Genomic DNA, 13336 nt, shown 5'->3' with positions numbered 1-13336 from the left:
AAAACTGTGAAAGTCCAATGGACTGAAGCTTATCAAAGTTATTTTTCTGCAGGTGATGAGTCAGAACCGTTCTGTGATAATTGTGAAACTTTTTTGGAAGAAGAATTCAATTATTGTCCAGGTTGTGGCTCCAAGTTAGATTGGGGTGACATCAGATGAGAGAATCTGCCTTTCAGAAAAAAGTCATCAAGTTTCTAAAAGATAAAGAGGTATGGCATGTAAAGTATTGGGCCGGCAGCCAATACACCAAAGAAGGAATACCGGATATCTTGGCTTGCATCGATGGAAAGTTCCATGGCATTGAATTAAAAACCGATGTGGGTACGGCCAGTAAACTGCAGCTGTACAATATCCGGAAAATAAAAGACTCAGGTGGAGAGGGCTATGTACTTCGGCCAAAAGACTTTGAGTCTTGGAAAGTGAGGTGGTTTGGGTGACTGAAACTAAAGAGAAAGCTATCCTCATCGAAATTGGCAATGTCCGTATTAAAGAATATGACAGTCTAAATGTAGTGGTTGAACGGTTGGAAGAAGTGTTCAATCCAATTAAAAAAGAGACAGTCACGAAATGGCGATTCAAAGGTTATTCAAAGACCATTCATAGCGCTTTGAAATTTATAGCTCGTAATGAGTTATTGGTAAACAAAGGTGCTGTTAAAGACTTGAAAAGCTATCTGGACCAGATCAAAGTCTCCAATGAAGCATTAATGGAAGTGGCTAAGTTATGAGCCAATACAGTTACAGCCGGGTTTCATTATTCAATGACTGTCCCTATCACTTTGATCTTAGATACAATCAGCAGCTTACTGAAATTCCAAAATTAGATGCTGATAATCCTTTAATAATTGGCCGCGCTTTGCACTCTGGAATAGAGCACGATGTGGAGACTGCTCTTCATGAATACTACAATGCTTTTCCTGTATTAACGGATGCCATTATTGAAGAAGGAATGAAGTTAGAAATACTCATTCCCAAAGTAAAAGATTTCTTAATTCAGAATTTCTCAGATTGTGAGTTTATCCATGAATATAAAATCGATCATGAACGGTATCTGGGGTTTGTGGATCTGATTATAAAGGCACCTGATGGCACTTGCATGGTAATGGATTTCAAGTATTCAAACAACATTAAAAACTATTTAGGATCCGGACAGCTACATATTTACAAAGACTACTTAGAGCAAGATGGGTTCAATGTTAAAAAGCTGGCTTTTCTATTCGTACCAAAGACAAGCATAAAGCAAAAGGAAAAAGAGGATCTATTCCATTTCCGTAAACGCCTGGTTGAAACAGTTGAAGAATCAGAAGTTAATTTTGTCCCAATTGAATTTGATGAAATGGAGTCCATTTACTTCAAGAACAGCATGGACAAGATTGAGAAAACTACTGATTTCTCTAAAAAGAATGCCAGTGGAAAATGCTTCAGCTGCAACCCGCGGTTCAGGCCCAATTACTTGGAAGCTATAGAAAATGATAAGGGAGAGATTTTAATGGCATTGCCTAAAAATGAACGTCGTGAAAGAAAGATCGATACGAAGCCGGATCTGTGGCTTTACGCTGATAGTTATGTTGGAAAATCAACTTTTATTGATCAGTTCCCAAATGTACTTTTCTTAAATACTGATGGGAACACAGATAATACCACAGCACCAGTTATCAGAATTAAAGATGAAGTAACAAAGACTGGCCGTGTAACCAATCGTAAATTGGCATGGGACTTATTCTTGGACACAATTAGTGACTTAGAAACTGAAGATAATGATTTTGAAACAGTTGCTATCGATCTAGTAGAAGACTTACGTGATCACTGCCGTGTATATGTTTTTGATAAGAATGGATGGGAACATGAATCCGATGGTGGTTATGGTAAAGGATGGGACAAAGTTAAATTAGAGTTTAACAATGCCATCAAACGATTAAAGGCCCTTGGTTACCAAATTGTATATATCAGCAAGGAAATCGTTACTGAAATTACTTTAAAGGGTGGAGGTAAGAGAACCACTTATAAACCTAACATTGACGATAAAACAGCAAATTTCCTTACTGGTACAGTGGACCTCACTTTAAGAGCCTTTGTTAACTCAGATGACGAACGATTCTTGCAGCTGAAGAAAAAACAAAATGTATTCGGTGGCGGTAGATTCAATTGGCAAGTCGATACTATTCCACTTGAATATGATGCTTTCATTGAAGAATTAACAGCTGCCCAGGACGGAAAAGCAGCTAAAACCAAAGAGAAACCGAAACGTACTGGACGAGCTAAGAAAGAAGAAAAAGAGCCTGAAAGTGCAAATATAGCAACAAAAACAATGTACTTTGAACACGATGGAACCGGTGATTTCATTAAAGTTAAAAAAGGTGAGTCTCTCGATTTCTTGGATAAAGACATATATGATCCTCGTACTAAAGAGGAGTATGAAGCTTGGTCAGAAGAAAATGGTGAGCAAGAATCACCTGCTCAAGAAAAACCAAAGCGTGAAAGACGTTCCCGCAAAACAGAGGATGCTTCTGCAGAAGAAGAAAAGCCTGCACGCCAGCGCCGTTTCCGTAAGCCAGCTGAAGATGACACACCGCCAGGTGAAGAAGATACTTCGGAAGCTAAAGAAGATGAAAAACCAGCTCGTACTCGTCGCCGTCGCTCTAGAAATTAAACTATAAAACTATTTGGAGGTAATAAAAAATGGCAGTTAAAGAACTTAATACAAAAGAGCAGCATTACGCTGATACTCGTGAAGAGGCTGAAAAAGTTGTTGAAGAAGCAAAGGAGGATATCTATTTAACATCTTTCAAAATTAGCGAAAAGCACAATAAATACGGCACTTATTTCTTGGTTGACCTGGCTTTCAGTTATGACACTCCTCGTGAAATTATGGAAAGTGGACCTTCTAAGAAGGAAGAGCCAGAAGAACAACATGAGGGTGTTGAATATAGCATTGGCACTGATGGTACTGTTTCTGTAAATCATGACGAGGATGAAGATTTTGATGGGTCTCAAATTGGCAACGATGACGAGGAGGATGAACAATAATGGCAGAAGATAAAAAATTTAATTGGGATAAATTCGATAAGCAGGTAGATCTGGAAGCACTAGCTGAAGATGTGAAAGAAGTTGAGGAAAATGGTGGTGGCAATCTAGAACCACTTCCAGATGGTCAATACGAGGTTGAAGTTGAAAAGATGGAGCTTAAAGAATCGTCCAAAGGTGATCCAATGTTATCAATCTGGTTCAAGGTTGTGGACGGCGATTATGAAAACCAGCGCCTTTTCTATAACAAAGTAATGCAGCCGCAAAATGATAAAGCATTTGGCATTCAAGTACACCAAAATAATGAAATGCTGCGTGCACTTTGGGATTGCGAAAAGGATGATGTTAAATTCACTGGATTCGGGGCCTATGCTGATTTGATCTTAGATATTCATGAAGAAATTGATGGGCAATTTGAATATCTGCTTGAAAAAGGCACGAATAAAGATGGGTTTGATACATTCAAGATCATTGAAATATTTGAAGTTGAATAATTGAATAGGGGGAGCTCACTGGGCTCCCTTTTAATATACGAAAGGTAAGGGTGTGCTGATATGGATTTATCAAAGGCTACAGATCAGCAACTATATGAGATTGCAACTAATGAGAACGAGAGAATGAGAGATCGGTATGCTGCAGCGTGTGAATTACAAAGAAGGAGAAAGGCTCTTTCCAAGGATTCCTACAGAGAAGTAAATGTTCCTAGTGGTGGGAGTGGGTGGTTTTAATGGTCAACAAAACGAAACGGAAAAGACGATTAAGAAAATCACTTGCTCGTCGTCGTAAAGAAAGAACAGATCGGGCTTGGAGAAACTTATTTGTTAAGGCCGGTGTTTTACAAGATAAATAGAGAAGGTGGCCGTATGCAAAAAGATGTTATTAACAGTATCCATTTTGAAGACGCCACAAAAGAGCAACTTCTCCAAATTTGCTTGTGGGAAGATTGCCCGATTGATTATAAATATGAAGCTGCAGTCGAATTGCAAATGCGACAGTGGAATGATGAATACTTATCGCGACTGGTGCGGTTATGGGGAGAGGGTAAAACCTCTTTCCAGATTGCCATTGAATTAGGGATAGATATTAATGTCGTTTACTGGCAGTTAGAAAAATATGACTTGTACGGCAGGAGAGTGACAGGTGGGTCATGAAACAGCTTGATTTGTTCTCCTTCGCCCTGGAAGATCAAATCATTGATCTAAAACAGGGCGAGGAGATGGAATTTTTCAGAGGGAAGGAACGGCTGCTGATCCAGAAGCACAACAAGTACAATGGCGTTTGTCATTATCAGGGGCCGGACTTCTCTGGTTATGCCCTTCACATTGATAAAAAAGGTATATCGGGTGGATTAGATATCTTTGTAGCAAGTATTGAACGGTGGCTGGATGGCCGGGGTTGGAGGGAAACAAAAGAGTAAAAATGTTAATCAGAAAGGAGAAGTCAAATGGAAAATAAGCAGTATTGGGGAGTTTGTGTTGGTGAAGGGAAAGAAATGGATATTGTCAGAGTTTTTTCTAACTATGATCAAGCTTTAGAAGAATCTGCAATGTTTACGCTTGAAACAGGAGTTTCCCATACCGTACAGCCTGTTAAACCGAAAAAAGAAACTAAATAAGCATTATGTTGCGAGTAAGGGCTGAAACTTTTTCAATGCTGCAGGAGAAATTGATTTGCCCTTACTCTATAATGCACGAACCTATTATTGGATTGAGCAAGGGTCAGAAATATGGAGTCTGAAGTGGAAGAGCCCTTGCTCACATAGATAATTTGCCCGGAAAATTAAAACTAATACGCAAAAAAAGCCGCAAAATAGCGGCATGTTGATAAGGTGTTTGAATGTGTGCCCTGCATTATATGCCTATATATCAAAAAGGGTGCGAGCAAGGACCGGAATCAAAATGGAGTTTAAAAGGTGGAGTGCGCCCTTGCTCGTGCAGATAGTATGTCCAGGATAAATTGCTTTATGCATTATTGACATAAAAAGCGACATTAGGAAAGGGGATTGTTTGTATATGGACAAAAAGCAAGCAAAAAAGAATGTAGAAAAATTTATCGTAAAACGCAATTACACATATACGATTGAATCAATACTTGAATCGTATATCAATTATTACAAAAAGGGTTATTATATCAGTCACTCAATGAAAGATTGTGTAGAGCATTTAAGTAAAGAGTTAGAAGTGCTTAGTGCTGAGAAAATAAAACAAATGAAGGAACATTCTAAAGATACAACAAAAGAGGTTCAAAAGAACGCCATGGAGATTATAGGCATTTTGAAACAAAATGAAGATTTGGCAAAGTGGGTAGAGGAATTGGAAAAAGAAAATAATTTTTGATGGCAGTTGTTGCGCATTACGAAAATTTAGCGAAACAAAATAAGCAAAGTGTTTCGCTGTAGACATATTAAGCGAAGTAAAGGGAGGGGTTAAAAATCAAGATTTATCATGTTGCAGTAGATTCCTCCACAGCCGAATTAGAAGCCTTGCAAGAGGTTAAACCACCTAGGCTATTGCTATCGTATTTCTACTTCAGAAATAAGCCGTTAAAGGACTATGTAGAGCGTTTAGGATATACTCCCGAAATCATATTAGATAGCGGAGCATATTCAGCCTATACGAAAGGGAAAGGAATTGCTCTAACTGATTACATGAAATATATCGAGGGCAACAAAGAATACATTTCACACTATATGAATCTTGATGTTTTTGGTGATAATCAAATGTCCTATGACTACTACCAAATACTGAAACGTAAAGGATTTAGTCCAATTCCTGTTGTCCAATACGGTGATGATTATCAAGAATGGCTTGATAAATATTATCATCATGGCGAACGGTTTATGGCACTTGGTGGAACGGTTCCAGTCAAAAACAAGTGGGAAGCTTCAGAATGGGTAAGATTACTTTCTTGGCAGTATCCAGAAGTGAAATTCCACCTATTAGGCAGTAGTTCACGAAAGATATTAGATTATTGTGATGTTTACAGCGTAGACAGTTCCACTTGGTTTATGATGGCGATTATGGGTAAGCCAAACCACATTAAAGGCACTTCAAGATTGGCAAAATTGGAACGAGCTAAATTCAATCTTCGAAAGGAGCTGGAGTTAGTTGTTTGATAAAAAATTACAAGCCATTAAGGATAGATCATCCATGAATATTAAAAGTGGTCGAGTGATGATGGAAGTTAAGGATAGAAATTGGCTATTCGCAACCATTGAAAACTTGATGAAGCAAGTAGCAAAACAAACTAAGTAATGCACATTCCGAACAGTTAGCGAAACAAAATGATAGAAAAAGTAACTTAGGAGGAAAAGGGATGCTTTATCTATATGATCCCAGGACAAATATTCTCACGGAAACCACATTTGATTATGTTCTAGATATTGCAGGTGTAGTGAAATCAAGTCTTAAAGCGATGAAATCGAAGGGAACCAAATTAAGAAAAATCAACTGTTACTTAGTTGATGAATCAATAACCCTTGCGCAAAGAAAAGAATGGTATGTCAAAGAAAAATATTACCTAGAAGTGTGGAAAGAAGTTGAAGGATCGGACGGGAAGTTCCTCGTTTCAAGTTACGGCAGGGTGCAGCGTGTGTATAAAAAGCATTCTTCCTTCATTCTTCCTTTTCTTCATAAAAAGAAAGGACATTTGATGGTAAAGGTTTGGTTCAAAGGAGATTACAAACAAATGAAGGTAGGGCACCTAGTTGCTCATCATTTTTTAGATGAACCAAAGCCTGGAGAAGTCCTGCGTCATAAAAATGGCATAATCACTGATGATTACTTTGAAAACTTAGAATATATCAGTAAGGAAGAGTTGGGACGGAAAACAGCTCATAAAGCAAAAGCGAAAAGAGTTGTGAAGCTGGATCCGGAGACACTTGATGTTGTGGATGAATACAGATCATCAAGGGAAGCTGGTAGGCAAAATTTTCGTTCGTATCAATCTGTTTTAGACAACTGTAATAAGAAAACCAAATCCAGTGCCGGAATGCTCTTTATGTGGGCTGATGAATACGAGGAATTTTATGAACTGAAGGAAGTGATGTAATGAAAGAGGTACGTGAAAAAATTCTAACTGATATTGATGCTGAAAGAGAACGCCAAGACTCCCTTCATCCGCAAAGGTTACCTCTACCAATGAGGTTTATAACCATTATGGAAGAGGCTGGTGAAGTAGCTCAGGCAATGCAAGAAAATGATACCGAAGGTATTTATCGGGAGTTAATTGAAACTGCAGCGTCCTGCGTGAGGATGGCAGAGCAAGTACTCCAGGTGAAAGATAATGACGTATAAAGCATATTGTCCCAAATGTCGATATGTTGTCTATTCGCAAAAGTGTTGGGGATCCAAAGAAAAGTTTCGGTTTAATTGCACATGTGGTTGCCACTTTATTTTAAATATTATGTTTGCAAGCAAGGTGTGAAGACATGCTCTTTTATGACTTTGAGGTATTTAAATACGATTGGCTGGTAGTTGTCACTGATACTGATACAAAATCAGAAAAGGTCTTTGTAAATAATGCTGAAGCGTTAATCGAGTATTACAACCAACAAAAGAAAAATATTTGGATTGGTTATAATAGCCGGCATTATGATCAGTACATTTTAAAGGCAATAATTTGTGGATTTTCTCCTCAGGAGATAAATGAATGGATCATCGTTAAAAAAGAACCTGGCTGGAAGTTTTATAAAGACTTCTGGAAAATAAAGCTTTTCAATTTCGATGTTATGACCAACAAACTACGATCCTTGAAGCAGCTGGAGGGTTTCCAGGGTCATGACATTCGTGAATCATCTGTAAATTTCACTATTGATCGTCAGCTAACTGAAGAAGAGATTGATGAGGTCATTAAATACTGCCGCCACGATGTACATGAGACAATGCACATTTTCATGGAGAACATAACCGAATTTGAGTCTCAAATGGAACTCTTAAAGATGTTCAATCTGCCTATGAGAAATGTCTCGAAAACCAAAGCGCAGCTTGCAGCTGTAATTTTGGAAGCAAGACAGCCGACGGTACCAAGAAATGATGAGTTTGACTTTTCATTTCCAAACACTTTGCAAATTGATAAATATAAGGAAGTTCTTAACTTCTATATGGAAAACAAAGATTATAGCAAGGTTTTCGAAATAGATGTTGCTGGCGTTCCCCATTTATTTGCTTGGGGAGGCTTGCACGGTGCCAGGAGTAATTATTATGGAACAGGTCATTTCTTGAACATTGATGTGGCCAGTTATTATCCGGCACTAATGATTGAATACGGGTATCTAAGCCGTAACGTCAAAAACCCGGAAAAGTTCAGGGAGATACGTGACACACGACTTAAATATAAAGCTGCCAAAGATAAGCGCCAGGCACCATTGAAAATTGTCATTAACGGTACATACGGTGCTATGAAAGATAAATACAATGGCCTTTATGATCCTCTGATGGCTAATAATGTTTGCATCGGGGGAATGACGTTGCTCCTGGATCTAATCGAAAAGCTTGAACCATACTGCGATATTATTCAGTCTAATACTGATGGTGTCCTGGTCAAATTAAGACATTATGATGATTATGATTTAATCGATGACATTTGTTATGAGTGGGAGCAAAGGACAAAAATGGAGCTTGAATTTGAAGAGTTTACTAAGGTTATTCAGAAGGATGTTAATAATTATATCTTGGTAGATTCAGAGGGGAAATACAAATCAAAAGGCTCATACGTGAAGAAATTAAATAACCTGGATAATGACCTTCCCATTGTAAACGAAGCGATAGTAAATTTTTTTGTTAAAGGCATCGACCCAGAAGAAACTATTTTCGGATGTAAACAGCTAATTAAATTTCAAAAGATCGTCAAAATCAGCAATAAATACGATTATGCCAGATATGGCACCAGGAGGATGCATGAAAAAGTTTTCCGCGTATTTGCCAGCATAGATAAAAACGATAAAGAATTAACGAAAGTAAAGAATGGATCATCAGAGAAGATATCGTATGTTCCGGAATGCTGCTTTATTGTCAATGATGATATCACAGGTGCAAAGGTTCCGGGGAAACTTGATTATTGGTGGTACTTGGATTTAGCCATAGATCGGATAAATGCGTTTTTAGGGAAGGAATAAATAAAGCACCACCTCTGAGCAGGTGGTGCAAAATCATTAGGATGATACCCGAGAAGATAGCCAATCCCACATTGTTTTCGGTGCAAAACCATAGTAGTTTTTTGTAACTTCGGAAATAAAAAGAAAATCATTTTTATCCATTTTAGCTTTTAAACGTTCATTCATAGTTTTAGGTGTCAGATTTGTTTTAACAAACCAAATTGACTCCATGTTATGGTTCGATTCTCCAAAACTTTTAATTTCTTCATAAAGTTTATTGTAATCTTGACCAGGACTATTTAAATCGTAAGTTATTAAGTAAACTGCCAATTGTAGTTTCACCTCCATTCTATTGTCCTAATATTCGACACTAAAATGGAAATTCCTACAAAAGAAGCGGCCTTTTAGATTTAAATTACGTTGTGATTAGAGAGTAGGTGAGTAATTTTGTATAAAGGATATCTAAAGGGGAATGGGAAGCATGCTGCTACATCATTTAAAGATGGTGGTAAATTGCTTTCATATAATACAGCAAGAAAAGAAGATTCCTTTGTTGGTATTTTGGAAGATGATTTCATCATGGTGGATGTTGATGATATCGATGATGCGGAAACACTTCTGGATATTGTGGAGGATAAGAATATTCAATGTTCAGTCCTGGAGACAACCGGAGGTATGCACTTTTATTTTAAGGGATATGATATCACAGCAAATAAAATAAAGTGTTATTCCAATATTGGCATTCTCTGTGATTACAAGCTTGGAATCAAAAATACAGCAGATCCATTAAAAATAAATGGCCAAACAAGAAAATGGATCCGGAAGGTAAAAGATCATGCTCCTCTGCCAGCCTGGTTATATCCTTACCATAAGAAAAATCCAAACCTGACCAAGCTTTCAGCTGGAGATGGGCGAAATGATAAATTGTTTACTTATATCTTAAAAATGCAGTCGCAAGGATTGGCTAAGAAAGATATTAAAGAAACGATTTCAATCATTAATACCTATATCTTAGAGGATCCAGTTGGTAAAGATGAGTTAAACATAATTTTACGTGATGACGCCTTTATGAAAGAGTCCTTTTTTGTAAAAAACTCTTTTCAACATGAAAAATTCGGTGATTTTTTGATAAATGAACATCATATTTGCAAGATTGCTAACTTGCTTCACATTTATAAAGATGGTGTTTACTCAGACAACCAGGCTGACATTGAAGAGGCCATGATCAAACATATTCCATCACTAAAACGCATGCAGCGTCAAGAAACTTTGGCATATCTACAGCTGAAGGCAAAGGACAAGCACTTTGCATCCACAAAATATGTTCCTGTGAAAAACGGAGTATTTAATTTAGAAACATGGCAGCTGATGGACTTTTCACCTGAGATTATTACAAGAAATAAGATTCCTGTAGCTTATATAAAGGACGCTTATTATGAAGTGACAGATAAAACGTTCAGCAAGTTGGCAGTAAATGATAAAAAAGTACGTGCCATCTTAGAAGAAATATTGGGTTACATTCTCTTCAGAAGAAACGAATTTGCAGCAACATTTATTCTTACTGGAGACGGATCCAACGGAAAATCATCTTATCTGAAAATTATCCGGAGGTTGGCCGGCACAGAAAACGTATCTTCATTGGACCTGAGAGAGCTTGATCAGCGATTTAAAACGGCAGAATTATTTGGGAAGCTTGTTAACATTGGTGATGATATTTCAAAGGGGTACATCAAGGAATCCTCGGTATTTAAGAAATTATCAACTGGAGAAACCTTGAATGTGGAGCGAAAAGGAAAAGATCCGTTTGATTTCACTAACTATGCAAAATTAATTTTCTCTGCCAATGAAATGCCAAGAATTAATGATTATTCGGATGGTTTAGGAAGACGCCTGCAGATTGTACCATTTAAAGCTAAATTCAGTGTTCATGATGAAGACTATGATCCTTTCATTACCGATAAGCTGTTATCTGAAGAATCATTGCATTATGTTTTGAACTTAGCATTAAAAGCGCTCAAACGACTCCTTGAAAACAAACAATTTACGAAATCCAAAGCTGTTGAGGACGAGCTATCGAAGTACCAAGAAGAAAACAATCCGATTATCAGCTTTGTACAGAATGAAGATGTGCAGCTGGAGCGTGGAGTGGTTAAAGATGTGTATGACCAATATCGTTTGTATTGCTCAGATAATGGTTTCCAGCCGGTTAGCAATATCAGCTTCAGTAAACAAATAAAACAATTATTTGGTTACACTTCCACACAACAAAAAGTTGATGGTAAAAACAAACGCATTTTCATTAAAAGTGAGTAATTTTTTTCGCGCTCACCCAAAATCACCCTGAAAAAGGGGAAATGGTCAAAGGTTCGTGACCATTTTTGGTCAAAATTATTTTCTCCATCCTTATGTATCAAGGGTTTTAAAATCTATTGTGGCAAAAAACGGTCACGAAAATGGGTAAAAACGTGACCATTTTAGACGATTTTCAATAAAAAACAGGCGTTATCTGTTACCTGTTACCTTATCTGTTACCTCGAAAAAGTCAATCATATCAATGGTTTGAGGGGTGTCGGTAACAGGTAACAGAAGATTTACTTTCTTTATTAATATTAAATAAAAAAAAGAAGTAATTCTATATAAGAAAATAAGGGGGTTTATCTGTTACCTTTTGACCCTAAAGTGAATGAAAACCCAGTAGTACCAAGGGTCTAAGGCGGTAACAGATGAATTTGTTATCTGTTACCTTCTGTTACCGCATTTTCATCAAAAAGGCAGGTGAAGCATGTTGTATGAATGGCTGCGCGATTATCAAAAGCTTGAAGAGGAAATCACCTACTTAGAATTTAACCTTGAACAAACAGAACGTGAGTTGAAACGCTGGATGATAGGTGGAGACTTATCCGGTATTCAATTACAACCAGATTCAAAGGGAGCAAAGGTTGAAGAGATTATTGAGAAGATTAAAGTTGATCTCCAATTCAAACGAGAGCAAATGAAAAAGCTGTTGTGTCTTGTTGATAAATTTAAAGGATTAGATCATAAAATACTTAAAATGAAATACGTAGATGGCATGACACTGGAGACCATAGCAGAGGATTTAAATTACAGTGCCAGTTATATTTATAAAAAGCATGCTGAAATAATAAGAATGATTAAGTTTGCTGAGTCTCTTTCACTTCAATAACTTGCATAAAACTTACACCCAAGTGAAAATATGTAATCTATTGAAAAAGCAAGATATCATAAGAACATAGAAAACTGACAAAAAACGGGCGATTTCTTAATGATTTTGCTCGTTTTTTTATGTTCTTTTGAGGTGAGCCTATGAAGTTTGCTGATCATTTAAATAAGGAAACCATTCAGCATTTTAATCAGCTCAGACGATCCAGCAGAAATAAAAAGGAAAAGGCAAAGCCGAAGAAGCAGCAAGAACATCTTTCCAGAAGAGATATAGAAGATCTGATGGGTAAGCATAGGGATACTTATAAAAGAGTGAATGGAGCTGTGAGAAGAAGATGAACAAACCTTCTTTTACAAATAAGCCAGAAAGACCTGTTGCGCCAAAGTCTATGCCGAAAGTATGTGACCACAAATACCAAGTGTTAGATAAACAAATAACAAATGTATACGCAGATAGTAAACCAGCAATAAGAAATATCTCTGCTACATTTTACTGTGAGAAATGTTTAGCTATTACACATAAGTCACTCGGTGGGTAGGATCCAGGAACATGACTGAATATAAAACACAGGAACAAAAGAGTAAGTTTTATAACAGTGGTGAATGGAAGAAGCTGCGGGCAGAGATCAAGAAGCGTGACAACTATGAATGCCAGGAATGCAAACGGCAAGGACGACTGAGCATTGATACAAATGAATACAGTGAGAGAGCAGGACGTAAGAAGATCCAGTTGGTTGTTCACCATATCAAGGAGCTCGAACATCATCCGGACCTGGCACTCGATGAAGATAACCTGGAGACTGTTTGTGTTGATTGTCATAACAAAGAACATGGCAGAGACTTCAGGAATAAGAAGCCAAACAAATGGCAGCATGATGAACGTTGGTGAAAAGAAGGTGAGTTAAATCGAATATCTATTCTTGTTTATCACATATTTCTTAATTTATTGGATTGGATTTTGTAGAGGTAAAAAGAAAAAATTCTGAGACACCCCCGGTCAAAAAGTTTTGGCTTTTTTTCCATATGGAACACCGGGGCA

21 protein-coding genes are annotated in these 13336 nt (G+C 37.3%); 20 read left to right on the top strand and 1 reads right to left on the bottom strand.

All coding sequences use genetic code 11. From position 1 onward, the window contains the following. The first annotated feature begins 155 nt into the window (after positions 1 to 155). From NR125_RS14755 to NR125_RS14680, 16 genes are all read left to right on the top strand, one after another. Positions 156 to 437: a VRR-NUC domain-containing protein gene (locus NR125_RS14755; RefSeq protein WP_256815588.1), complete on the top strand. Its 282-nt coding sequence runs from the start codon at positions 156 to 158 to the stop codon at positions 435 to 437. Next, positions 434 to 727: a hypothetical protein gene (locus tag NR125_RS14750; RefSeq protein WP_256815587.1), complete on the top strand. Its 294-nt coding sequence runs from the start codon at positions 434 to 436 to the stop codon at positions 725 to 727. The genes NR125_RS14755 and NR125_RS14750 overlap by 4 nt, the downstream gene beginning before the upstream one ends. Beyond that, entirely contained in the window at positions 724 to 2649 is a 1926-nt protein-coding gene (locus NR125_RS14745) for an AAA family ATPase (protein ID WP_256815586.1), read from the top strand. The genes NR125_RS14750 and NR125_RS14745 overlap by 4 nt, the downstream gene beginning before the upstream one ends. A gap of 29 nt (positions 2650 to 2678) precedes the next feature. Then, positions 2679 to 3026: an organic solvent tolerance protein OstA gene (locus NR125_RS14740; RefSeq protein ID WP_256815585.1), complete on the top strand. Its 348-nt coding sequence runs from the start codon at positions 2679 to 2681 to the stop codon at positions 3024 to 3026. Next, positions 3026 to 3517, top strand: coding sequence for a DUF669 domain-containing protein (locus tag NR125_RS14735; RefSeq protein WP_256815584.1), 492 nt, complete (start codon positions 3026 to 3028; stop codon positions 3515 to 3517). The genes NR125_RS14740 and NR125_RS14735 overlap by 1 nt, the downstream gene beginning before the upstream one ends. Before the next feature lie 60 nt (positions 3518 to 3577). Further along, complete coding sequence (locus tag NR125_RS14730; protein WP_256815583.1) at positions 3578 to 3751, top strand: hypothetical protein; 174 nt, start codon at positions 3578 to 3580, stop codon at positions 3749 to 3751. After that, positions 3751 to 3873, top strand: a complete 123-nt coding sequence (locus tag NR125_RS14725; RefSeq protein ID WP_256815582.1) for a DUF3983 domain-containing protein — start codon at positions 3751 to 3753, stop codon at positions 3871 to 3873. The genes NR125_RS14730 and NR125_RS14725 overlap by 1 nt, the downstream gene beginning before the upstream one ends. Before the next feature lie 13 nt (positions 3874 to 3886). Further along, positions 3887 to 4174, top strand: coding sequence for a hypothetical protein (locus tag NR125_RS14720; RefSeq protein ID WP_256815581.1), 288 nt, complete (start codon positions 3887 to 3889; stop codon positions 4172 to 4174). After that, positions 4171 to 4440, top strand: coding sequence for a hypothetical protein (locus NR125_RS14715; protein WP_256815580.1), 270 nt, complete (start codon positions 4171 to 4173; stop codon positions 4438 to 4440). The genes NR125_RS14720 and NR125_RS14715 overlap by 4 nt, the downstream gene beginning before the upstream one ends. A 27-nt stretch (positions 4441 to 4467) precedes the next feature. Beyond that, positions 4468 to 4638 (top strand): hypothetical protein, encoded by a 171-nt coding sequence (locus NR125_RS14710; protein WP_256815579.1) that lies wholly within the window; start codon positions 4468 to 4470, stop codon positions 4636 to 4638. Between the two features lie 397 nt (positions 4639 to 5035). Next, positions 5036 to 5359, top strand: a complete 324-nt coding sequence (locus tag NR125_RS14705) for a hypothetical protein (protein WP_256815578.1) — start codon at positions 5036 to 5038, stop codon at positions 5357 to 5359. Positions 5360 to 5670: 311 nt separating this feature from the next. Continuing rightward, on the top strand, positions 5671 to 6138 hold the full coding sequence (locus tag NR125_RS14700) for a hypothetical protein (protein WP_256815577.1): 468 nt from the start codon (positions 5671 to 5673) through the stop codon (positions 6136 to 6138). After that, positions 6131 to 6277 (top strand): hypothetical protein, encoded by a 147-nt coding sequence (locus NR125_RS14695; protein ID WP_256815576.1) that lies wholly within the window; start codon positions 6131 to 6133, stop codon positions 6275 to 6277. Before NR125_RS14700 ends, NR125_RS14695 begins: the two co-directional genes overlap by 8 nt. A 61-nt stretch (positions 6278 to 6338) precedes the next feature. Beyond that, a complete protein-coding gene (locus NR125_RS14690; RefSeq protein ID WP_256815575.1) occupies positions 6339 to 7073 on the top strand; it encodes an NUMOD4 domain-containing protein in 735 nt (244 codons plus the stop codon). Further along, positions 7073 to 7318: a nucleoside triphosphate pyrophosphohydrolase family protein gene (locus tag NR125_RS14685; protein ID WP_256815574.1), complete on the top strand. Its 246-nt coding sequence runs from the start codon at positions 7073 to 7075 to the stop codon at positions 7316 to 7318. The genes NR125_RS14690 and NR125_RS14685 overlap by 1 nt, the downstream gene beginning before the upstream one ends. 134 nt (positions 7319 to 7452) lie before the next feature. After that, positions 7453 to 9138 carry a hypothetical protein gene (locus NR125_RS14680; protein ID WP_256815573.1) on the top strand — a complete coding sequence of 562 codons (1686 nt, stop codon included), beginning with the start codon at positions 7453 to 7455 and terminating at the stop codon, positions 9136 to 9138. 36 nt (positions 9139 to 9174) lie between these two features. Here NR125_RS14680 and NR125_RS14675 read toward each other — a convergent pair whose 3' ends face one another. Next, positions 9175 to 9447 (bottom strand): hypothetical protein, encoded by a 273-nt coding sequence (locus tag NR125_RS14675; RefSeq protein ID WP_256815572.1) that lies wholly within the window; start codon positions 9445 to 9447, stop codon positions 9175 to 9177. A gap of 117 nt (positions 9448 to 9564) precedes the next feature. On the opposite strand from NR125_RS14675, the gene NR125_RS14670 reads away from it, so the two are divergent. The 4 genes from NR125_RS14670 to NR125_RS14655 all read left to right on the top strand — a co-directional run bounded on the left by NR125_RS14670 (position 9565) and on the right by NR125_RS14655 (position 13186). Continuing rightward, positions 9565 to 11430 carry a DNA primase family protein gene (locus NR125_RS14670; protein ID WP_026581033.1) on the top strand — a complete coding sequence of 622 codons (1866 nt, stop codon included), beginning with the start codon at positions 9565 to 9567 and terminating at the stop codon, positions 11428 to 11430. A 472-nt stretch (positions 11431 to 11902) separates the two neighbouring features. After that, positions 11903 to 12301, top strand: coding sequence for a hypothetical protein (locus tag NR125_RS14665; RefSeq protein ID WP_026581032.1), 399 nt, complete (start codon positions 11903 to 11905; stop codon positions 12299 to 12301). A gap of 140 nt (positions 12302 to 12441) precedes the next feature. Continuing rightward, positions 12442 to 12636: a hypothetical protein gene (locus NR125_RS14660; protein ID WP_034261772.1), complete on the top strand. Its 195-nt coding sequence runs from the start codon at positions 12442 to 12444 to the stop codon at positions 12634 to 12636. 211 nt (positions 12637 to 12847) lie between these two features. Beyond that, positions 12848 to 13186 (top strand): HNH endonuclease, encoded by a 339-nt coding sequence (locus NR125_RS14655; RefSeq protein WP_256815571.1) that lies wholly within the window; start codon positions 12848 to 12850, stop codon positions 13184 to 13186. Positions 13187 to 13336 lie beyond the last annotated feature (150 nt).

Origin of the sequence: Cytobacillus sp. Bac17, assembly GCF_024519925.1 — a bacterium.
Classification (GTDB): domain Bacteria; phylum Bacillota; class Bacilli; order Bacillales; family Cytobacillaceae; genus Cytobacillus; species Cytobacillus pseudoceanisediminis.
Note: the sequence above shows the minus strand (reverse complement) of the source record. Positions and strands in the feature narration are given on the sequence as shown.

Coding starts and splice junctions, on each gene's coding strand:
- NR125_RS14755 (WP_256815588.1), top strand. CDS start 156: ATGAGAGAATCTGCCTTTCAGAAAAAAGTCATCAAGTTTCTAAAAGAT.
- NR125_RS14745 (WP_256815586.1), top strand. CDS start 724: ATGAGCCAATACAGTTACAGCCGGGTTTCATTATTCAATGACTGTCCC.
- NR125_RS14740 (WP_256815585.1), top strand. CDS start 2,679: ATGGCAGTTAAAGAACTTAATACAAAAGAGCAGCATTACGCTGATACT.
- NR125_RS14735 (WP_256815584.1), top strand. CDS start 3,026: ATGGCAGAAGATAAAAAATTTAATTGGGATAAATTCGATAAGCAGGTA.
- NR125_RS14730 (WP_256815583.1), top strand. CDS start 3,578: ATGGATTTATCAAAGGCTACAGATCAGCAACTATATGAGATTGCAACT.
- NR125_RS14725 (WP_256815582.1), top strand. CDS start 3,751: ATGGTCAACAAAACGAAACGGAAAAGACGATTAAGAAAATCACTTGCT.
- NR125_RS14720 (WP_256815581.1), top strand. CDS start 3,887: ATGCAAAAAGATGTTATTAACAGTATCCATTTTGAAGACGCCACAAAA.
- NR125_RS14715 (WP_256815580.1), top strand. CDS start 4,171: ATGAAACAGCTTGATTTGTTCTCCTTCGCCCTGGAAGATCAAATCATT.
- NR125_RS14710 (WP_256815579.1), top strand. CDS start 4,468: ATGGAAAATAAGCAGTATTGGGGAGTTTGTGTTGGTGAAGGGAAAGAA.
- NR125_RS14705 (WP_256815578.1), top strand. CDS start 5,036: ATGGACAAAAAGCAAGCAAAAAAGAATGTAGAAAAATTTATCGTAAAA.
- NR125_RS14700 (WP_256815577.1), top strand. CDS start 5,671: ATGAAATATATCGAGGGCAACAAAGAATACATTTCACACTATATGAAT.
- NR125_RS14690 (WP_256815575.1), top strand. CDS start 6,339: ATGCTTTATCTATATGATCCCAGGACAAATATTCTCACGGAAACCACA.
- NR125_RS14685 (WP_256815574.1), top strand. CDS start 7,073: ATGAAAGAGGTACGTGAAAAAATTCTAACTGATATTGATGCTGAAAGA.
- NR125_RS14680 (WP_256815573.1), top strand. CDS start 7,453: ATGCTCTTTTATGACTTTGAGGTATTTAAATACGATTGGCTGGTAGTT.
- NR125_RS14660 (WP_034261772.1), top strand. CDS start 12,442: ATGAAGTTTGCTGATCATTTAAATAAGGAAACCATTCAGCATTTTAAT.
- NR125_RS14655 (WP_256815571.1), top strand. CDS start 12,848: ATGACTGAATATAAAACACAGGAACAAAAGAGTAAGTTTTATAACAGT.